Here is a 22266-nt window from a genome sequence, read left to right on the forward strand (position 1 = left end):
TTAAATTGTTTTATCTAAAATCGTTCAATCACAATGATTAAAATTCTAAACTTGCCGCCTGAATATTGCAGATTTTCCAAGTGATTTGATCATCTTGAATTAAGCGTGCTACCACAGGTGTTAAGTTTTCCGCATTATTTCCACTGACATAACATTCAATACGCAGTGAATCTTGGCGGTTATGCTCAAATAATAACTCATTTTTAATCAAAATTCGGGCTGTTTGTCGTGCAACCGCAAATCCTGAGTCAATTAATGTCAGCTTCTGACCAAAAATATACTGAATTGCCGATTTTAGGAAGGGGTAATGCGTACATCCAAGCACTAAATAATCTGCACCTGCATCTACAACTGGCTGTAATATCTCAGTTAATGTCTGCAGGCAAGGCTCAGTCATTTGCGCCCCCGCTTCAACAAAGGGCACCAATTCCAAAGAAGTCACTGACAAAACTTGCACCCCTGCAGGTTCAGCAAATCGCTGCATGACATCTTTGATTAATTTACCCCGAAAAGTCGCAGGCGTTGCGAGGACAGCCACAGTTTTACTTTTGGTCTGTAATACCGCGGGTTTTAAGGCTGGAACCAAGCCAATAATCGGAAAATTTTCACCGTAGTGTTCACGCAAATAATCCAAACTAAATGCCGATGCCGTATTGCATGCCACCACCGCGACTTTACACCCCTGACGGTATAACCACTCGATCGCATGCGCAGTCAATTCACGGATGTCCTGATCTTGACGCGGGCCATATGGAACATGTGCCGTATCTGCAAAATAAACAATCCGCTCATTTGGTAAATAACGTGCGATTTCCAATGCAACAGATAAACCACCAATACCTGAGTCAAATACCCCAATAGGCGCATCAGCAGTCGCTTTTGGCATGGGTACATTTAAGGGGTAAATGGGATGAATGGCGGTCATAGGGTCACTTTAATTTAGATTCAGAATGACAAGGTGGAAAGCTTAAACCTCAGGTGCCTAATTGCAAGTGCAAATCACCACTTTGTAACACTAAAATGGACTCCCCTTGCTCATTTTCAAGCAGCTCACCCATCTCAACTAAATGAAAAAAAGCTGCACGTTGAATTAAGGCATTTATACCAAAACGAACATGCACATAAGGACGTAGTTCACCCTGATATTCGCGCATAAAAATCGGATGTTCCTGATCAACAATAATCAGGTCTTGGGTGGTTGTGGTGAATTGAATATAGTGTTTAGCGTCAATCTCAACTTGATCCACCTGATTGACAAATAAAGGCTCATCTTCCACCTGTATTTCAATTTGTTCCACAGGGGTTTTTAAATAGAATTTCCCATCTTCTTTCCAAAGCACGGTTGAGAACAGATCTATGAGCGCTTGTCGCTTGATCAATTGACCATCGTGCCACCATTCTCCATTGGCTAAAACCTTCAAATCCATTGCACCACAATGCTTTGGATGCCATTGATCTAATGGGGGGATTGACCTTTTGTGACCGGACTGTCCATCTTTTAAGTATTGTGCAATGTTCATTAAATTTCTATCATCCCTATTAATGAATTTTTTCGTCGGGTTTTCGTTCAATTGCTGCTTCATCCGCCTAATAAATACCTTAGTGACGGAAAAATAATATGATTCAGCCAATTGGCTAGAACTCGGTTTAAAACTATACTAGCCCACAATATCAAAGACACGATAGAAAAATTGTGTCTGGGCATTAAGAACACTCATGGCAGCACCATTTAAATGAATTGAATGGATGCCACCTTCCGAAATATGAGGAGTCCTACATGGAACACATCGAACGTGAATCGATGGAGTTTGACGTAGTTATCGTCGGTGCAGGTCCTGCCGGCCTATCTGCTGCGATTAAAATTCGTCAACTTGCAATTGAAAATAACCTAAACGATCTGTCCGTTTGTGTCGTGGAAAAGGGCTCCGAAGTAGGTGCGCATATTCTATCGGGTGCTGTGCTTGAACCTCGCGCGATGAATGAATTGTTCCCAGACTGGAAAGAACAAGGCGCGCCTTTAAATGTGCCTGTGACTGAAGATAAAACCTTCTTCTTATTGTCTGATGAAAAATCACAAGAAGCACCGCATTGGATGGTGCCAAAAACCATGCATAACGATGGCAACTATGTTATTTCGTTAGGTAATGTGGTTCGTTGGTTAGGTACCAAAGCTGAAGAATTAGAAGTGTCTATTTTCCCAGGCTTTGCTGCGTCTGAAATCCTTTACCATGAAGATGGTACTGTGAAAGGTATTCAGACTGGTGACATGGGCATTGGTAAAGATGGCGAACCAACGCATAACTTCACCCCTGGCTATGAACTTCATGCAAAATACACATTATTTGCTGAAGGTTGCCGTGGTCACTTGGGTAAACGTCTGATTGCTCAGTTCAACTTAGATAAAGATGCTGATCCGCAACATTACGGTATTGGTATTAAAGAACTTTGGGAAATCGATCCTGCTAAGCACAAGCCAGGTTTGGTGATGCACGGTGCAGGTTGGCCTTTAAGTGAAACAGGTTCTTCAGGCGGTTGGTGGTTATACCACGCTGAAAACAACCAAGTGACGTTGGGTATGATCGTTGACTTGTCATACACAAATCCACACATGTATCCATTTATGGAAATGCAACGTTGGAAAACACATCCACTGATCAAGCAATATCTTGAGGGTGGTAAACGTATTTCTTATGGCGCACGTGCGGTTGTAAAAGGTGGTTTCAACTCACTACCTAAATTCACTTTCCCTGGTGGTAGCTTAATTGGTGATGACGCAGGTTTCCTAAACTTTGCAAAAATCAAAGGCTCTCATACAGCAATGAAATCAGGCATGCTTTGTGGTGAAGCTGTATTTGAAGCGATTGCTGCGGGTGTGGAAAAAGGTGGTGACCTTGCCATTGCACGTGTGACTGAAGGTGAAGACTTCTTCGCTAAAGAGTTAACCGCGTACACAGACAAGTTCAACAACAGCTGGTTGAAAGAAGAGTTATATAACTCTCGTAACTTCGGCCCTGCTATGCATAAGTTTGGTCAATGGATGGGTGGTGCGTTCAACTTTGTTGATCAAAACATTTTTAAAGTGCCATTCACACTGCATGACTTACAGCCAGACTTCAGTGCTTTAAAAACGGTTGATGCTGCGAACTTCAAACCGAATTATCCAAAACCAGATGGTAAAATTACATTTGACCGTTTGTCTTCAGTATTCGTATCGAATACCGTTCACGAAGAGAACCAACCTGCTCACTTGAAACTGACAGATGCGTCTATTCCTGTAAATGTAAACTTACCAAAATGGGATGAGCCTGCTCAGCGCTATTGCCCTGCTGGTGTTTATGAAATTATGGAAGAGAATGACGGTTCTAAGCGTTTCCAAATTAACGCGGCCAACTGTGTACACTGTAAAACGTGTGACATCAAAGATCCGTCTCAAAACATTACTTGGGTAACACCTGAGGGTGGCGGTGGTCCTAATTACCCGAACATGTAATTAGTACCCGAACATGTAATCTCTTTTGAGATAAAAATAAACCCGCTTAGTGCGGGTTTATTTTTTAATATACGATCACATTCTTTAAAAAATATTATTACAAAAAACCTAATCCCTATAAAAAATGAATTTCATAAATAGTTTATTTTAAAGAATTATCAATGTGTTATTTTATAGCCACTAGATTTAGATATTTTATAAATAATTAAAAGAAATAATCTCACTAAGCCTAAATACAAATTTAAATTTCATCTATGTAGTAATATATTCTTTTAGATTCTTCAATTTTATAATAATTAATTTTAATTTCTCTAGACTTTTCCATATTACAAAGCTTACTTACAACTTCATCTCCTCCACCGTACATTGTAATTTCCTTATTTTCAATCAGAAAATTAAACGATGTAGTCTCTTGATGATTTCGATGATTTTTTTCCAACTTATATTTTAAGGTCAGATCTTTTATCTTAGAAAAATCAGTACTATTAAATGGAAAAACTCCCCTATTACAACCCCCTAAAAAAATCGATTGTTTATTTTTCTCGTATAAATATGCTATTTTTTCTTCTTCAGCATATACAGGCGAGCTAATGAGCACTATAAATAACAATCTAAAAACACTAACAAAATTCATCATAGCTCAATTTATTGATTAAAAATAAAAGACATAATTTTTCTAAAATCAAACCAACTAAATAAAATTAAAAAATCAATATCAACAAAAACCATTGCAAGAAAGTTTAAATAATTAAACTATCAGAATAAAATTCCGCCTACAAAATTATTACTTCAAACATTAAAAATACAATTCCCTTGCACAAAAAAATGTGAAAAAACCAAATATACGACATGCAATTCATTTAGAATAAATAAATTCATTCAAACTAGTTAAATAATGAAAATCACCTGCAATAATACTTGGCGATAGCACTCTAAGATCCATAACAACATAATATTTTAGCTCTGCATCATCTATACTTTTTTGATATTCTTCTAGCTTATCCATTTCATTTTTATCTAACTTGAAATGAATATTTTTTTTCATTTTCCCAGGTAATATTAGATTGTTTAATAAATCCTCATTTTTCTCTATCAAATTATATTTATTCAAATTAAATTTAAAAGATGCATTCAAACCATCCCTAATCACTAAATTTGATATTATTTTACTTCTTCTATTTTCATTACTCACCTCCCAATCATTAACCCCAGTGATTAATATATCTTGCCTAGATAAATTCTCAAATATCAATTCTAAAACATAATCAGATTCACTTTTTTTTATTTTAGTAACAATATTAAATCCAATTTCCATTTTACTGTCACTGGAATTAATAAAATTTATTTTTTTTTCATTAAACCATTTTAAAACTTCCTGCCCATTACTGTCTTTTGAATTAAAAAGTATTGAAGAAACAGTATTCTCACCTGAAATTTCAAAAAATCTAAAATTTAGCTTCTTATCTTTGCTACTTTTGACATCATATTTTTTATTAAGCAAGAAAATTTTTTTTCCATATTTATCATAATCTTCAGCCTCTTTTTCGGTTAAGCTTTTAACAATCAAACCGACTCCGTTTATTTTATTATTTTTACTACCAATTCTATCTACTGTAGAATTTTTCAAATAAAATTCTTTACCATTATTAGCCCAAAATTTTTCTATAAGAGGATTACCCCAATAATTTGGATATGTACTCGTGTAAAACTCTTCATTATTTTTCGCCATTGATACAGTACTCATAAATAAAATTGAAACCATTATAAATTTAAGATTTAACATCCCAATTAATCCCTGTTTCTTTTTCAAACCAATCTCGAATTTGATGCAGATAATATTCATGCATTTGTGGATTTTTAATTAAAGTCCCTTCACCCATTAAATTATTTTTTGAATTTCTTTTCCAAAAATCTGCAGGCTCTGTAATCTTAAGATCTATTTGATATGGTGGATTACTTGTAGCTAAAGTATACCTTTGATTTACTGCTCCCCCATAAGCAAAATACTCATCTGGCCAATTAAATAAATGACCAGACTCATGCGCATGTATATTATTCGACATCCAACTTGGCTCAAATTTCCAACATCCGAAGTCATATTGTTGAAAATCAGTTAATGAAGTTGAGTTTTCAATAAATTCATAAATTTGATAGTAATCAGTTACCTGTTTTTTCGATGCTTTGTATTCTGCTGTAGCATTTATAGACCAATTACTTGAATCCGCACGAGTACTTAATTTGTATATATTAACTTCATGACCATCTTGTGCTTCTACAACTTCTAACCAAACTGGAACTTTACACGTACATTTTGATTGAGCACAGTTTTTCGGATATAAATAAAAATTATTTTTATTTAAAATTTTCTCAATTTCAGATTTAGCTTTATTAAAGTCAAACCAATCTTTATATGGAATTTCTATATCCTCAAAAGAAAACATGGAATTTTGCAAATCTAAGCTAGAATCATATGGTAATTCTACTTCTATACCACTTTTATTAGTAACTATCTGGTTATTATTATCAACTAAGACACGCTTTTTTCCTTTAAAAGATATCTTTGTTGTTACTGTTAAGAGGTTTTTAAGTGGATCAAACTTAATATCAAATGGTTGGCTTATCTCTGAATAATCATAAAATTTGACTTTATACCTCTTTGAATTTTCATAATAGTCAACATAACCATCTTCTAAAGTTTCATTTTTTTCTATACCTATTGATATTAAATTTCCGTTTTGATCCGTATCTACAATTTTCCCAGAAAGAGCTTCTGGTAGATAATCAACTATACTAATTGGTTGTAATAAAGATGAACAACTATTTCCATGTAATGCTGAATCATTCAACGCCTTGGATGACTCAGCATTAGATATATATTCGGTATTTGAATTTGATTGTTTTAACCTTATAGGACATTCGCTCACTGAATTTTCTTTGATTTTCAGTGCAGGTAAATTTACATTCAAATTGGGAATCTTGTTCCCCCCCACAAACTTATGCTGCCCCGCCTTCACCTCAAACTTTCCAGCCGTAGTAGGCAATACACCCGCACTACTAATTTCAATCTGGCTACCACCCGCAACTAAAACAATTTTTTTGCTCGCTTTGATTTCAACTTTATCTTCCGTGGAAATAATTTGAATACCCTTTCGTGCAATCAAATCAGCCCCATCTCCTTGGGCTTGGATTTCAACTTTGCCTTTGCCAGCAAACAGCCTTGCACCTTCCTGAGCTGCAAATAGACTGATCTTGCTTTGTGCATGGGCAATTAAGGATTTTTGACTGCTGATATTGATGCTATCGCCTGCACTTTGGCTGATCTGCCCATCTGCTGAAAGATGAATATCTTCCTGACTACTCACAACAATTGAGTTTGGTGCAGATAAAATCATTAAGGCTTGTTTAAAAGCGTCGGCTTTTTCTTTACTGCCTTTTTCGATTTGGCCAAGGAAGTTTTTCAGGTTATCTAAGACTTCAAGTGGGTCAGTTTGTTGATTTTTCGCCACTTCACTTAAGGCTTTACTGCTGTTTAAATTGGCTTCGATTTGTTCTTTCGCCGCTTGTGCGTCGAGGTGCATTGCCGCTGCTTGTTGTTGTGGGTGTGTGCTGACAAGAAGCCCTTGTCCTGCACGTACTGCGCCCCATTGGTCGGTTCTCAGTTCAAAACCTTCACCTCGCCCTGCACTTTCTGCGGTTTCTTTGGGATGACTGAGGTTCCCTAGGTTGAGCTGGGTGGCACCATGGGTACTTTGTAATTGTGTTGAGATTTGCCCTGTGCTGTCATCAAAGCGCAGTTGTCCAAAGCCTTCCCCTTGGACTTCCTTACTTTTTATTCCAGCTAGTTTTTTGGTGTTTGGCAGTTTGCCTTTACCATCAAATTGGGTCGGACTGCGCTGTGCCTCATGTATACGCCCCACCACAAATGGTCGGTCGATGTTGCCGTCAAAGAAATCGATGACCACGATTTCATTAATGCGTGGCAAGAAGCGTGCGCCATAACCTTCACCTGCCCATGGAGTCAGTACATCTACCCATGCAGAGTCCGTATCATTGTCATTACTGCCCGCACCGCCATCATGGCTGTGGTCATCTCCACGGGTAAATAAGAAGCGGACTTTGATACGCCCCCATTCATCGACATGTATTTCTTCACCGCTTGGCCCAACGACTTTAGCACGTTGCGGATGGGTGCTTGGACGGTGTTCGAGTGGGTTATATTCAGGAACAGTCGAAATATTGCGGCGTTGTAATGTGAGCTGATTGGCCTGACGCTCGGCCTGTTCATGGATGGGTTTAATATTCCACTGGCTTTGTTCAATCAGTTGATTGACTTGTTCGGTGAGGTCTTTGGGTAAGTTATTTTGGTTATAGAATTTCTTTTCTGTAATTAAAAATTCTTTGTCTGCACCACTGTGTTGATCAATTTCAGGGTGTTCATTCAGTTCAAACCAATAACCCACTTGGGTATCACGCACGGTCGATTGCGCATTGAATTTTTTAGATTGCAGCTCGTGATAGCGCGTTAGGTTTTGATTCAGTTTTTCAATTTGGCTATTGGATGAAGCGGTAGCTTGGTCTTCGCCTTTTAAGTCTTGCATCCATGCAGGGCTGACATGCCATGCTTGCTCTAGACTTAAGCTGGCATTGTCTTGGCTTTGGCTATGCTGATGTTTACTTTGAACTGAGCCTGCGCCTTCTTCTTGGCTGAGTCCATCGGCTTGCCAGCGCTGTACATGGACCGCAGTCGGCTGAATGCTACGTTCACCGATCAAGCTGGTGATGCTGTCTTGTTTTTCAGTGGCGCTAGAGCGATGAAAGCGGATACTACGACGGCTGAGCGCTTGATATTGGCTATTGTCATCAATCAGGCGGAGTTTTTGTTTTTCAATTGGCGCTGAAGAATGCGGCACTTTCAGCTGCGCTTCATCGATGAGCCAGTTGATACCCTCACTGCGCCAAAGTCGGGTTAAAAAGTCATAATCGCTTTCATTCGATTGCATGATGAAAGGTCGGACGTCATAGTGTTGGCCTAAACCGCTTAGATCTAGCGTTAGACTGGCAGCAAAGAGCGGACTTTTGCTTTGCCATTCTTTAAAGAGAGTTTCACTGACATCGCGAACAGATTTGTTCATAAACACACGGCTGTTGCGGCGTTTATGCCATAGCGACGTTGCATCTTCTAAAGTGAGTTTATACAGCGTGAGTGAACCGTCACTCTGGCCTTGGGTGGCTTCGGTAATAATACCCGTAGTACGGAAGAGTTCACCCTGATCTGTCACTTGATCAACGGCAACTTGTGCGCCAATAAATTGTTTTAGTGGAATAAGTGCATTAGTAGATAGGCAAATCAAAGTCGCTTGCACGCCTTGGTTTAAGACATGCTCCCCATCAATACGTTGAATAAAAAGCTCTTCATTCAACGCAGGGTTGGAAAATTGCACATGAATGGCACGTTTTTGGGCGGATAAGCCTAATTTTTCAAGTATAAGAGCAATCGAATTTAACATTTTAAAAGTCTGTTTTTTAAACTTTGTATAATTATGCTGCGAATGATATAGGCTAGCCATCAGACTTGACCAGCCTATTTTATTAATAAAAATGTAACATCTTAATAATTATTATTTTTTACAATCTCTTAAATTAACCTTTCTGAACCAAATAATGGAATTCTTTATTTCCATTTTCATCAAGACGTTCTTCTTGAAGCAAAAGCTCATGACCTAAATGCATACAAAATTTCGGAATATCCCAAGAAGTCGAATTATCTGTTGCAAAAACCTCAACAATATCGCCCGATTTTGATTTACGAATGGCTTGATGCAACATCATCACAGGCTCAGGGCAACGTAAGCCACGGGTGTTTAATTGAATTGATGGGGGCACAGAAGGCTCAGACATTAGAAAACTCAGTATTAAAATCTAGGGCTATTTTAGCATAATCCTGACGACCGAATGTTAGCTTGAAAAATGCAAACGATAGCGTCTTAAAATGACTTGATCGCTCATCATCTAGATCAACATTAACAATAGACAACTGTATTTTCTACGGTATGATAAAATCATCATTTATTAGATATTAAGAGTCTTTAGGAAAGATCATGCAAGAGGAATCCGGCCCGTCGTGGGGCATGCGCGGCTTACGTAAATGGCTGGGCACTGCACCAGAAACCCGTGACGAACTGTTGAAGTTAGTACAAGATTCACGTCGCTTCTTAGAACCCGATACAGTTGCCATGCTCGAAGGGGTACTCGACTTACCTGCAACTAAAATCCGCGAGGTCATGACACCCCGTACTGCGATGATCAGCTTACAAGAAGATGATGAGCTATTGGATATTTTGCATGTACTTGTTGAATCTGCACACTCACGTTTCCCCGTCTTTTCCTCAGACCAACCTGACAATGTCGTCGGTATTCTCTTGGCCAAAGATTTGTTGCCATTTTTGACAGAACCGACCACCAAAGTCGATATTCGTGCATTAATGCGTCAACCCTTATTTGTACCTGAGAGCGCGCGTTCTGACCAAGTTTTACGGATGTTAAAAAATACCCAAACCCATATCGCTGTTGTGATTGATGAATATGGCACAACTTCAGGTTTAGTGACTTTAGAAGACATTCTTGAAGAAATTGTGGGTGAAATTGAAGATGAACACGACAAAGTCGATGAAGAAGCTCAATTTATCATTCCAGATGAAGACCCACTAAGTGCAAATACATGGTTGGTTCAAGCACTTACACCAATTGAACACTTTAACAATCTTTTAGATGCTGATTTTTCAGATGATGAAGTAGAAACTGTGGGCGGCTTACTGCTACAAGAAATGGGCTTGGTCAGTGATTTACAAGGTCAAGTGATTGAACTTGAAAACTGGGAATTTACCATTTTGGAGGCAGATGCACGTACTATTCATCTGATCCGAGCTGTCCGTAAATGAGAACCTACTTTGATAAGCTGCTAAACCACTCACAACAAAAAAAACAGCTACCTTTCATCTATCCTTTGCTGATTGCATTATTTTCAGGTGCCATCTTCAGCTTGTCGCTGGCACCTTATCATTATTGGTGGTTGGCAATTTTATCTCCAGCCCTGCTATATGCATGCTTAAGTCAGCGTGCCCCTAAACAATCGTTTTTCATTGGTCTAGCTTATGGCTTTGGCTTATGGTTTGTCGGGGCTTTTTGGCTGTATACTTCGATCCATGTCTATGGTGATACCAATTCAGCACTCAGTGTTTTGATGATTGCCATTATGGCGATTGTGATGGGGCTGTTTACCGCAGTTCAGAGTTGGCTCTACCGCCGCTTCTTTCCAGAAACCCCACTGACCTTTGCGCCACTGTGGGTGTTTTTCGAGTGGAGTAAAACTTGGGTCTTTACCGGTTTTCCATGGCTGTTTGCAGGTTATGCCTTTACTGAACGATTCCTCGATGGCTATGCGCCATTATTCGGGATCTTTGGGGTATCTTTTGCGGTCATTGTATTGGCCTGTGCATTGGTTGAAATCCTGCGTAAACGCATCTTCTGGATTGTTCCCTCTGCCCTTGTTTTGCTCGGCGCATGGGGTGCAGCGCAACTGCAATTTGTTCAGCCTAAAAATGAAAAACCGCTGAGTGTTTCCTTAATTCAAGGCAATATTCCACAAGATTTAAAATGGTTAACAGAATACCAAGCTCAAACCTTAATGAAATATGCGTCATTAAGTCGGACCGAATGGGGCCGTGATGTCATTGTTTGGCCAGAATCCTCCATTCCAATGTTCCAAACCGATATTGAGCCATTTTTGGATGCGATGAAAGTCCAAGCCAATAAAACAGGTACGGCTTGGGTGACAGGTATTCCCTATTGGGATTTGGCAGAATCACAGCAAAACCAACACCCTATGTATTACAACACCATCATGGCAACTGGTGATGAATCTTCTGGTCTATACAAGAAGCAACGTCTAGTCCCCTTTGGTGAATACATTCCGCTTTCAGGGATGTTAAGTTGGGTACTACCTGCCCTACAAAATGACCCGTCGATGAGTGGCTTTTCACGTGGCGCAAACAACCAAAAGCCTTTGAATGTTAAAGGTCATGATTTAGGTGCGGCGATTTGCTATGAAGTGGCTTATCCCAACTTAACGCGCCGTAATGCCAGTCAAAGTGACTACCTAGTGACTATTTCCAATGACGCATGGTTTACTGGAACAGCGAGCCCGCATCAACACCTACAAATGGTTCAAATGCGTGCCAAAGAAAATGGCCGTTGGTTTATCCGTGCAACCAATACAGGTATTACTGCCTTTATTGATCATAATGGTCACATTGTGAAACAGGCACCGATGGATAAAGATGCAGTACTGCGTGGTGATTTACCTGCCATGCAAGGCGAAACGCTTTACACTCGCTTAAGTGATTGGCCTGTGTTGATTTTCTCATTCTTGCTATTGGTTCTCGGTTGGATTTATCGACCACGTAAAGTTGATATTTCTTTTAAATCACGCCGTTAATTCCGCTACAAAAGATCAAAAAACCGAGCTTTGGCTCGGTTTTTTATTGATAAACGTTCAACGTGCCAGCTCATCTTACTTTTTCAAAGCAACTTAGTGCCGAGGGGAATCTCTGCATCGGGTACACAAAGAGCAACATGCCCCTCTGCATTATGAAAACCTGTGACCAAACACTCTGACTGGATCGGCCCAATTTGTTTTTTTGGAAAATTCACGACGGCAACGACCAATTTTCCCAATAGATTTTCCGGCTGATACAGCTGTGTAATTTGTGCACTGGACTTTTTAATGCCCAGTTCCTCTCCAAAATCCACATGGAGAATGTACGCGGGTTTACGCGCTTGCTCAAAGACTTCAGCCTGCACAATTTTCCCTACACGTAATTCAACTTTCATAAAATCTTGCCAATCGATCTGTTGCATTTTTCCCTCTTTCTTTTCTTTGTTGTACTTCATCTGGCTATCTATGCATTATAAAAATTTCATTCAGGCTGACGATATGTGAAACAGACATTCGATGCGTCTAAACGGACAAAGTAAGGTCATCTTAGAGCGCGTATCACATTAATGTACGCTTTGATCTAGGCTAACTGTTCATTTGCACGAGACATAAAAAAACTGGAGCAAGCTCCAGTTTGGAAGGTTTGATTGTGGTTTATAACTGCGTTACTAAATAGGAAAGCATGGCAGCTAAAGACACCATTGGAATATATCGATAAAGACGAACAACCATTTGTTCGATGGCAGATGCATGTTCTTGTTTTAAATTTGCCACAGTCGCTTTTAATGCAGACCAAAAACTTAAAGCCAGTAATGAACTCATTAAGCTCATGGCAAAGAAGCCCACCATAATTTGGCTACTGCCCTCAGTGCTTTGCCATAAATACACAATGCCTTGACTGATCGGCAGAATACTTAAAATCAAAAGAACAGATTTCAGCATAGACCAATGAAATTGGTTAATTTCATCCGTTAATAATAATGCTTTCATACTATCCTCCATGGCTAAAAAAGTACCATAAAAGATATTATGCTCGGTTTTATTTAAATGAAAAGCCTATATTTATTCATATTTTGCGATTATTGTAATCAATAAAATTGGGAATAATTCTTATTATAAATATCACATATTTTATATTATGTAATTTAAAGCAAATTCAATAACTTAATATTAATTTTATAATTAAGATTTATTATCACTTCACTCAATATTGAAACATCCTATTAAGTGAAGTGATTAATTCCATTAAAACTGAATTTATAATTATTCTCAGTTAGTGTTTATAGTAAATATCGGCATCATTTTCTTCACCACCAGACTGACCATCCGCACCAAATGAATAAAGATCATAAGGACGGCCTTCAGAACCGGGAATCACATATTGGATGTCATTGTCCCAACTGTCTTTTGGATAGCCACCTTTGATGTAGCCACCTGGCAACCAGTTTTTAGCAGACTCAGGTTTAGTGACCAAAGCATTTAATCCGCCGTCTTGCATTGAAGGGAATTTACCATTGTCCATTTTGTATTGATCTAATGAGCCAGCGACACTTTTTAAAGTAATCGCAGTGGTATCGACTTTGGCTTTTTCACCACGACCCATCACGTTCGGTACAATCAGCGCTGCCAAAACACCTAAAATGACAATGACCACCATTACTTCAATTAAAGTAAAACCCTGTTGCTTCATATTTTTTGTCTTCACTTGCATGTTATAAATCTCTGTTCACATCATTGTTAGAATGTCTTAAATCATATTATTCATATTCACAATTGGCAGCATCACAGCAATCACGATCACCAGTACAATGCTCGCCATAAATACCAACATCAGCGGTTCAAGCAACGCCAATAAAGTTGAAATTAAGGTCGTCACTTCTCGGTCTTGCATTGTCGACGCACGTTCGAGCATCCGATCTAATTCGCCTGAACTTTCACCACTTTTGATCATTTGTACCATCATCGGTGGGAAATAACCACTTCGCTCAAGCTGTGTTGCTAAATTACCACCTTCTGTTACTTTCTCTGCCGCAAGGTTGACCGAATCTCGAATCACCCAATTATTACTGACCGCTGCGCCAATTTTTAAAGCATCGACCAAAGGCACGCCAGACTTGGTTAAAATCGACAAGGTACTGGCAAAACGAGCGGCATTAATGCCTTTAGACAGTTTGGAAAATAACGGTAGTTTCAAGGTCAAACGGTCAAACGCATAATGTCCCGCCGCTGTTCTGAGGAATCGAACCAAGAGAAAAATCGAGACCACGCTACCGACCAATAAAAATGGCCAGGCCATTCGGATAAAGTCACTGGCTTTCATTAAAGCGACCGTTATCCACGGCAAGGCATCTTTGCTTTGATCAAAGGTTTTGACAATATCTGGGACCACATAGGTCATGAGTCCCATCACAATACCGAAAGACATTAACATCAGGATGATCGGATAAATCATCGCACCCTGCACTTTCTTTTGCATGGCGAAGCGGTTTTCGGTGTAATCGGCAAGTTGGTCGAGTATGAGATCGAGATGACCTGAACGCTCACCTGCTGCAATCGTGGCAATATACAGTTCAGGAAAACGTCCTGCTTGTTGTAGTGCGTTGGCTAAAGAATGTCCTTCCAAAACTTTAGAACGCACCGACATCAACAGATTTTGCACATGGGCTTTTTCGTTTTGTTTTCCCACAGCACGGATCGCTTCTTCTAATGGAATCGCAGCGGCAACCAAAACTGAAAGTTGGCGAGTCAATAAAGCCAAGTCATAGGCATTCAGCCCTTTTTGAAACCAGCGCTGCTGCGCGTGTTTGTCTTTTTGCTCAATCGGATCGACAGCAACTGGAATGAGTGACTGATCTCTGAGCTGTTGACGAATTTGACGCGCAGAATCACCCTCAAGTACACCCTTCTGCTGCTTCCCTGAAGCGTCTATGGCAGTAAACTGATATGCAGGCATTGTAATGCTCTAATTTTCCAAAATTTCTATCAGCGCAGTTGCGTCTGACCATCAAAATCATTCATATTCTTAGATATAAAATATGAGCTCACTCTAACACAACTCCTTTACGATCACGACGAAATTTAATCAGGAACTTATCCACGTTTTATGGCAAATTCAGCGAGCATTGCAACACCTATTTACCGCGTTCGAGTCGCCGTTCCGGTATATTTATACGACTGCTTCGATTACAGCTTAAGCCAAGAGCAATACCAACAAGCTGAAGTAGGTGCACGCGTTGCTGTCTCTTTTGGTCGGCAAAATTTGACCGGCATCATCGTGGAAAAAATTGCACCCGATGCACCACTCGATTCAAGCTTTAAACTCAAGGCCATTACCGAACTTCTTGATGATCGCGCCATTTTAGATGAGAAAGTTTTAAATTTATTGACATGGTCTGCACAGTATTACCAATTTCCAATTGGTGAAGTAATGCAAAGTGCCCTTCCAACGCTGTTACGCCAAGGGAAACCCTATAATTTATTGGCACGTACATGGAATCTCCTCGACCTCCATGCCGAAGACAAAATTAAGCGCTCGGAACGACAACAAGAAGCCTATAAAATTTTAAAATTACATCCAACTGGAACTGGGGAAAATTTACTCAATTTGGCAGGTGTGGAAACCGCCACACTCAAAGCATTAGAGAAAAAAGGTATCTGCCAATGTGTCTTGGCGGAACAGGACTTTAGCCCGATGCCCATGAGCATGGCGCAGATGCCACTCACAGCAAATCCGGAGCAAAAGAAAGCCATTGATCGGGTGTTAAAAGCGCGGAATCAATATCAGGCATTTTTACTTGATGGTCTGACCGGCAGTGGTAAAACCGAAGTCTATTTACAAATCATGCAAGAGGTTCTAAAGCAAGGCAAACAGGTCTTGGTTTTAGTGCCTGAAATTGGACTCACCCCACAGACCATCAGCCGTTTCCAATCACGTTTTCATTGCAATATTGCCTTGCTACATTCGGGGTTGAACGATTCAAAACGTATGCAAGCTTGGCAAGCTGCACAAACGGGTAAGGCGTCTATTATCTTAGGCACGCGTTCTGCGATTTATACACCACTACCTAATTTGGGCTTAATTGTGATTGATGAAGAGCATGATCTGTCCTTTAAACAACAAGAAGGCTTTCGCTATCACGCTCGGGATGTCGCACTTTACCGTGGGAATCTGGAACAATGCCCCGTAATTTTAGGTTCTGCCACGCCTAGCATCGAATGTTATGCACTGGCGAAACAAGGAAAAATGACCGTACTGGAATTGAACCAACGTGCAGGCACCGCGGTCATGCCGAAAATGCACATCCTTGATTTGAAAGTGGCACAGAAACAGCATGGAATCAGCCAATTATTAATTGGTGAAATCCGTAAGCGCCTTGAAAAAAAAGAACAGGTGTTAGTGTTTTTAAACCGTCGTGGATATGCCCCAGTTTTAATTTGTGAAAGCTGTGCATGGCAGGCCAAATGTCCGCACTGTGATGCCAATTTCACGGTACACCGCACACCCTATCAACACCTACATTGTCACCACTGCGGCACCATTCACCGTATGCCAGAGCATTGTCCACAGTGTAATCACCGAGAACTGAAATCCGTGGGTATGGGTACAGCGAAGGTTGAAGAAAGCCTAAATGAGCTATTTCCGCAGCATGACGTTATACGGGTCGATCGTGATTCCACCAGTCGGGTCGGCAGCTGGCAAAAAATCTATGACAAGATTCAAAAAAGCGAACCTGCCATTTTACTCGGCACACAAATGCTGGCCAAAGGACATCATTTCCCTTACGTCACCTTGGTGGCGATTTTAGATATCGATTCAGGTCTGCTGAGTGTGGACTTCCGTGCCATCGAGCGTACTGCACAGCTCATTGTACAAGTCACAGGTCGTGCCGGCCGTGGTGAACGTAAAGGCGATGTGTTTTTACAAACCTTAAGACCCGACCATCCGCTTTTGAATATCTTGGTCAATGAAGACTATCGAAAATTTGCCAAAGAAACTATGAAAGAACGGGAAATGGCACAAATGCCACCGTTTCGCTATGCCGCATTGGTGCGCTGTGAGTCCAAAAACCAAGAACTCAATACTGAATTTTTACAGCAACATGCCCAATTGCTGCGTCAGGACTCTGCTGGAATTATTGACATTTGGGGGCCAATTCCTGCCCCGATGGAGCGCAAAGCGGGACGTTATCAATCCCACATGGTTTTACTGTCTACAGATCGTGCGCGCTTACATTATTATCTGCGTTATTGGTGGCAAAACATCTTGCATAACAAGCCATCAAATATGAAATTGAGCCTCGATATAGACCCACAGGAACTCAGTTAAACGCGTACAATTCAGTCTGAAAAATCAGTCATACTGAATTGCAACTTTCGACCAAAAATACAACTCTAGGACGAGTAAATGTCACTACTGTTACAGATCACAATTTTCCTTGGCGCATCCTTATTGCTTGTCCCTTTGCTCAAGCGCTTTGGTATTGCAACGGTATTGGGATATCTGTTCACCGGTATTTTGCTCGGCCCCGATGTCTTTAACATTGCCAGTGATCCCGAAGCGATCCAAGAGCTCGCTGAGTTTGGCGTGATCTTACTGATGTTCCTGATCGGACTCGAACTCCGTCCACAGCGACTATGGAGCATGCGTAGTTCTATTTTCGGCATGGGGAGTTTACAAGTTGGTCTGACCGGTCTGCTTTTAGCGCTAGGTAGTTTTTTTGCCTTACAACAAGGCATTGCAGCCAGTATCGTTATCGGTTTCGCTCTCGCTCTTTCTTCTACTGCCTTTGTTTTGCAGATGCTGAGTGAAAAACAGCAATTAAACACCACCTATGGGCAACAATCCTTTTCGATTTTGCTGTTTCAAGATATGGCCGCAATTCCGCTGATTGCAGTCATCCCCCTGCTCGCAGGAACAGAATCATCACATCATGGAATCGCCTATTTCGCCGCCATCATTGCGACTTTTTCAGGCTTATTTTTATTTAGTCGATACTTAATGCGACCGTTTTTCCGCTTCGTCGCGAAAAGTGGTGCGCATGAACTGATCACCGCTGTCGGTTTATTTATAGTGCTGGGTGTCGTGGTGTTGATGGATGTACTTGGCATCAGTACCACACTCGGAGCATTTTTGACTGGCGTGCTATTGGCCGACTCGGAATTCCGCCATGAACTCGAAGCCAGTATTGCTCCGTTTAAAGGGCTTTTACTTGGTCTGTTCTTTATGACCGTGGGCATGACCACGGAACTGTCATTATTCGTTGAAATGCCATGGTTCATTATCGGTGGTGCATTGGCACTGATGCTCATCAAAATGGCGTCACTTACCGCGATTGCGCGTTATCTTAAAAATTCATGGCGCAACAGTATTTTACTGGCGACCTGTTTGGCTCAAGGCGGTGAATTTGCCTTTGTGGTCTTTAGTGTGGCGAAAAGTGAAAATGTCGTACAACAAGCCATTTTGGAGCCATTAACCCTCATCGTCACCTTGTCGATGGTGTTGACCCCAATGTTGTACTGGTTAATACAATCACAAATTTTGCCGCGTTTTAATCCTAAAACCATCCCAGAATATGACGACATTCCGGATGAACATAATCCTGTGATTATTGCGGGCTTTGGACGTTTTGGACAAATCATTGCTCGTGTGGCACATTTACAGCATTTGTCTTTTACCGCCATTGATAGCAACTTAGACAAAGTCGATTTCGTACGTAATTATGGTGGTCATCTATATTATGGCGATGCCACACAACCAGATATTTTACGCGCTGCGGGCATTGAACATGCCAAAGTGTTCGTCCTTGCTATTGATGATATTGAAGACTCGATGAATGTGGCGCGTCATATTCGCCTGAATTACCCTCAGTTAAAATTATTGGTCCGTGCGCGTGACCGTCATCAAGTGCATTTGCTGCGTGATTTGAGGATTGAGTATATTTGGCGTGAAACCTATTTATCCTCTTTAGGAATGGCCTATCACATGCTGTGCGACTTAGGCATCAGCGATGAAGATGCCTATAAAAGTATCGAGTTGTTCCGTGATTATGATGAAAAACTGCTGACTCAACAGCAGCAAATCTATACCGATGAACAAAAGATTTATGAAACGCATCGTAACGCTTTAGCTGAACTGGAACATTTGTTTGAAAGCGATGCGCAAGCCCGTGAAAAACCTACAGGTGTTGATTTACAACGCAGCTTACAACGTCATCGTATTGATGTCACAAGAGATGATAATGAATGACTTGTGTTTTACAATATCGTCACCATTAAAGCAGGGTTATGGAGAATTTTATGTCAGATTTACGCCAACGCTTTTTTATTGAAGATAGCCCTGTTCGTGGAGAAGTGGTTCATCTTGAAGAAGCCCTACAAACGATTCTTGCACAGCGTGACTATGCACCTGCTGTACAAATTCTCTTGGGTGAAATGCTCAGCGCGACTGCCTTGTTGGCCAGTACCTTAAAAATTAAAGGTCGTATTAGCTTACAAATTCAGGCTGCAGGCACTTTTAAATGGGCAATGGCGGAATGCAATCATCTCGGTGAAGTTCGCGCACTTGCAGATTATGAAGAAGACCCGCACTTTCAAACCGCTGAAGACAGCAGCACGGTACTGAAAGCCTTGGTAAACCCAGTACTTTTCATTAATATCGAGCCTGAATTTGGTGAGCGTTATCAAGGGATTGTACCTTTAGACAAACCGACATTAGCGGGTTGCTTGATGCAATATTATGATCTCTCTGCACAGATCCCGACACGTATCGTCTTAGCGAGCAGCAACAGCCGTTCAGGTGGTTTACTGATTCAGTTATTACCGCGTAACAGCGAAGAAGAACAACGCCGTGTCGATGAAGACCTATGGCCACGGTTAACCATGCTGACTGAGACTTTAAAAGCAGAAGAGTTAACGTCTTTATCTGCAAATGAAATTTTATATCGTTTATATAACGAAGAAGAAGTTCGTCTACCTGAAACTGAAGCCTTAAAATTTGGCTGCACATGTTCAAAAGAACGCTGTGCGACAGCACTTGAACAAATTGGTGTTGCTGCAGTTCGTGAAACCTTAGAGTTTCAAAACCCAATTGAAATGGACTGCCAATTCTGTAATACAAAATATACCTTTACGGCAGAAGAAGCTTTATCCCTTTTTGGTCAACACCTTAGCTAAATCATTGCATGATTAAAAGCCTAAATCTAAGCATCCTTCGGGGTGCTTTTTTATTGTCCCCGCAAAATTGAGACCAGCTACTTTCTTGCGCTTAGTCGAATGGGTTCGAACTATAAAGCATCAACATGATCAGCTGTATTTGCGATCAATTTTTTTTCGAGTAGAATCGCGCCAGAAATAAAGTCAAAAAAACCAACAAAGCTTTATTTTTAATAGAAAAATAATGTAAAAAATTGGATAAAATATGAAACTCAAAACACTCGCTATTCTTTTAGCCATGTTCTGCTTTGGCCCAATAACAGCACATGCAGCAGACCTTGTCGGGACATGGAAAACCATAGATGACAAAACAGGCTATGCCCGTGCTGAAGTCCAAATCACCAAATTAAAAGACGGCAGCTATAGCGGTAAAATCACCAAAGTGCATGCTATCCCCAACCGCCCTGTCACCACGATTTGTGAAAAATGCGAAGGTAAACTCAAAAATGCACCCTTAATTGGTTTACCGATATTCTCAGGCTTTAAACATAATGCAAAAGAGAATGCCTATACCGATGGCAAGGTGATCGACCCACTTTCAGGCAATACCTATCAAGGTAAAGGGCAATTGAATGCGCGCGGCAATGTCCTGACACTTCGAGGTTATGTCGGGACCACGCTTCTCGGCCGGACGGTATCTTGGATCCGCGTCAACTAAAGCGACCATTCGGCTTTCATTGGCATGATGAACTCAACTCCAGACGAGGTCATCATGCCGATAACAATCGACATTTAAGATGAATTCCGACTATTTTACTAGTGCGTAGACGTTCAGCATAAACCTCATTTAGCGCCAACACGTTCATGTTTTGGCTCAAAATATAAATACCAATTCTTAAAAAATCACTAGAATGTTCATATTATTTCAGGCTACATTAAACCCATAATATTTTTATGCCTTTAAGTTTTTGGCATCCGTTTTTTGTGTAATGTGGGTAATTGTATGGCTGTTAAACTCCTCTCTTCTATCCTATTCGGCATGTTCTCCATCTGCAGTTTATCCTCTGCTATTGCAGCGATTGACCCCTTAGTGGGGACATGGAAAACCATTGATGATCGAACAGGTTATTCCCTTGCCGATGTGGTGATTCGCAAAGATAAGCATGAGCTGTATTCGGCCACCATTATCCAAAGCCGAAGCGTACCCGGAACGGCAAATGTTTCGAAATGCACGCAATGCACCGGTGCTCAGAAAAATAAACCCATGGTCGGTTTAACCACTTTAAGCGGCCTAAGCGCTGATCCAGAAAAGCCCAATGAATTTGTGGGTGGAGTGATGCTCGACCCCAAATCAGGCAAGCACTACAATGCACGCGCTCGTTTGATGAATAATGGCAAGCATTTAATCATCAATGGTCGTACTGAAGGCTCTGCAATTGGACGCAATGTCACTTGGGTCAAAAACTAAGCACTAGGCCTTTAAATCATTAAAGGCCTTTTTTAACTTAAAATTTAGAGTAAAAACTCCATATTAAAGCAGTGTTTTAAAAAATTCTGCCAAATACATCACAAACTATCACATTGATTTTGTAGGACTTTATATATAAATTAGGCAACTTACTCTAAAAACACAATTCTGAATTTTCAGGGGATGAAATGAAAAAAATATATCAACAATTATTTGCCGGAATAGTACTTAGCACTTTGTCAGGATTGTCAATCGCTGCGGAAACCGATCCGCTTGTGGGGAAATGGAAAACCGTCGATGACCGCACAGGATATTCACGTGCAGACGTTGAAATTCGCAAAAAGGCCGATGGAAGCTATGAAGGCATCATTGTCACCACTCGTAATGTCCCAGGTACTGAAAAAATGGGCGTCTGCTATAACTGCCCAGGTGAATTGAAAAATAAACCTTTTATCGGCTTGCCATTTATTTGGGACTTTAAACAAGATCCAAAAAATCCACGTGAATTCCAAAACGGTAAAGTTCTGGACCCGATTGGTGGAAAAATCTATAAAGGCAAAGCAAGACTTAGTGCTTCAGGAAAACATTTAACTTTACGTGGTTATGTTGGTGTATCTGTGATTGGTCGTAGTGTCACTTGGATAAAATACTAATTTTAAATGT

The 22266-nt window shown here is 40.6% G+C and carries 18 protein-coding genes and 1 pseudogene; 9 read left to right on the plus strand and 10 right to left on the minus strand.

Features of this window, described 5'->3' with window-relative positions:
• Positions 1–37: 37 nt before the first annotated feature.
• Both murI and B1202_RS06625 read right to left on the minus strand, forming a co-directional pair.
• Entirely contained in the window at positions 38–925 is an 888-nt protein-coding gene (gene murI / locus B1202_RS06620; RefSeq protein WP_078189775.1) for a glutamate racemase, read from the minus strand.
• 49 nt (positions 926–974) lie between these two features.
• Positions 975–1583: a DUF1285 domain-containing protein gene (locus B1202_RS06625; RefSeq protein ID WP_078189776.1), complete on the minus strand. Its 609-nt coding sequence runs from the start codon at positions 1581–1583 to the stop codon at positions 975–977.
• 194 nt (positions 1584–1777) lie between these two features.
• Between B1202_RS06625 and B1202_RS06630 the strand changes: the two genes are divergently transcribed.
• Positions 1778–3490: an electron transfer flavoprotein-ubiquinone oxidoreductase gene (locus tag B1202_RS06630; RefSeq protein ID WP_078189777.1), complete on the plus strand. Its 1713-nt coding sequence runs from the start codon at positions 1778–1780 to the stop codon at positions 3488–3490.
• Positions 3491–3731: 241 nt separating this feature from the next.
• On the opposite strand, the gene B1202_RS06635 is transcribed toward B1202_RS06630, so the two are convergent.
• The 4 genes and pseudogenes from B1202_RS06635 to tusA form a co-directional block, all read right to left on the minus strand.
• Complete coding sequence (locus B1202_RS06635) at positions 3732–4124, minus strand: hypothetical protein (RefSeq protein WP_078189778.1); 393 nt, start codon at positions 4122–4124, stop codon at positions 3732–3734.
• Positions 4125–4346: 222 nt separating this feature from the next.
• Positions 4347–5273 carry a hypothetical protein gene (locus B1202_RS06640; protein WP_143221583.1) on the minus strand — a complete coding sequence of 309 codons (927 nt, stop codon included), beginning with the start codon at positions 5271–5273 and terminating at the stop codon, positions 4347–4349.
• A 1159-nt stretch (positions 5274–6432) separates the two neighbouring features.
• Positions 6433–8997 (minus strand): annotated as a pseudogene (locus B1202_RS06645) (type VI secretion system Vgr family protein); the annotation flags it as partial.
• Between the two features lie 133 nt (positions 8998–9130).
• Positions 9131–9388 (minus strand): sulfurtransferase TusA, encoded by a 258-nt coding sequence (tusA, locus tag B1202_RS06650; protein WP_078189780.1) that lies wholly within the window; start codon positions 9386–9388, stop codon positions 9131–9133.
• Positions 9389–9588: 200 nt separating this feature from the next.
• On the opposite strand from tusA, the gene B1202_RS06655 reads away from it, so the two are divergent.
• Positions 9589–10428, plus strand: a complete 840-nt coding sequence (locus B1202_RS06655) for an HlyC/CorC family transporter (protein WP_078189781.1) — start codon at positions 9589–9591, stop codon at positions 10426–10428.
• Positions 10425–11984 (plus strand): apolipoprotein N-acyltransferase, encoded by a 1560-nt coding sequence (gene lnt / locus B1202_RS06660; protein WP_078189782.1) that lies wholly within the window; start codon positions 10425–10427, stop codon positions 11982–11984. Before B1202_RS06655 ends, lnt begins: the two co-directional genes overlap by 4 nt.
• An 83-nt stretch (positions 11985–12067) precedes the next feature.
• Here lnt and B1202_RS06665 read toward each other — a convergent pair whose 3' ends face one another.
• The 4 genes from B1202_RS06665 to gspF form a co-directional block, all read right to left on the minus strand.
• Positions 12068–12406 (minus strand): tRNA-binding protein, encoded by a 339-nt coding sequence (locus B1202_RS06665; protein ID WP_078189847.1) that lies wholly within the window; start codon positions 12404–12406, stop codon positions 12068–12070.
• 232 nt (positions 12407–12638) lie between these two features.
• On the minus strand, positions 12639–12974 hold the full coding sequence (locus B1202_RS06670; RefSeq protein WP_078189783.1) for a hypothetical protein: 336 nt from the start codon (positions 12972–12974) through the stop codon (positions 12639–12641).
• Between the two features lie 283 nt (positions 12975–13257).
• The gene (gene gspG, locus B1202_RS06675; protein ID WP_373683025.1) at positions 13258–13674 is read right to left on the minus strand and encodes a type II secretion system major pseudopilin GspG; all 417 of its coding nucleotides are present in this window, start codon (positions 13672–13674) and stop codon (positions 13258–13260) included.
• Between the two features lie 57 nt (positions 13675–13731).
• Entirely contained in the window at positions 13732–14937 is a 1206-nt protein-coding gene (gene gspF / locus B1202_RS06680) for a type II secretion system inner membrane protein GspF (RefSeq protein ID WP_078189785.1), read from the minus strand.
• Positions 14938–15087: 150 nt separating this feature from the next.
• Here gspF and B1202_RS06685 point away from each other — a divergent pair, with 150 nt between their 5' ends.
• From B1202_RS06685 to B1202_RS06710, 6 genes are all read left to right on the plus strand, one after another.
• Entirely contained in the window at positions 15088–17310 is a 2223-nt protein-coding gene (locus B1202_RS06685) for a primosomal protein N' (RefSeq protein WP_078189786.1), read from the plus strand.
• Positions 17311–17388: 78 nt separating this feature from the next.
• Positions 17389–19230, plus strand: a complete 1842-nt coding sequence (locus B1202_RS06690; protein ID WP_078189787.1) for a monovalent cation:proton antiporter-2 (CPA2) family protein — start codon at positions 17389–17391, stop codon at positions 19228–19230.
• Positions 19231–19280: 50 nt separating this feature from the next.
• A complete protein-coding gene (gene hslO / locus B1202_RS06695) occupies positions 19281–20156 on the plus strand; it encodes an Hsp33 family molecular chaperone HslO (RefSeq protein ID WP_078189788.1) in 876 nt (291 codons plus the stop codon).
• Positions 20157–20400: 244 nt separating this feature from the next.
• Positions 20401–20853 carry a DUF2147 domain-containing protein gene (locus tag B1202_RS06700; protein ID WP_078189789.1) on the plus strand — a complete coding sequence of 151 codons (453 nt, stop codon included), beginning with the start codon at positions 20401–20403 and terminating at the stop codon, positions 20851–20853.
• Between the two features lie 285 nt (positions 20854–21138).
• Entirely contained in the window at positions 21139–21603 is a 465-nt protein-coding gene (locus B1202_RS06705) for a DUF2147 domain-containing protein (RefSeq protein ID WP_078189790.1), read from the plus strand.
• A 188-nt stretch (positions 21604–21791) separates the two neighbouring features.
• Positions 21792–22256, plus strand: a complete 465-nt coding sequence (locus B1202_RS06710) for a DUF2147 domain-containing protein (RefSeq protein ID WP_078189791.1) — start codon at positions 21792–21794, stop codon at positions 22254–22256.
• Positions 22257–22266 lie beyond the last annotated feature (10 nt).

Origin of the sequence: Acinetobacter amyesii, from assembly GCF_002018365.1 — a bacterium.
Classification (GTDB): domain Bacteria; phylum Pseudomonadota; class Gammaproteobacteria; order Pseudomonadales; family Moraxellaceae; genus Acinetobacter; species Acinetobacter amyesii.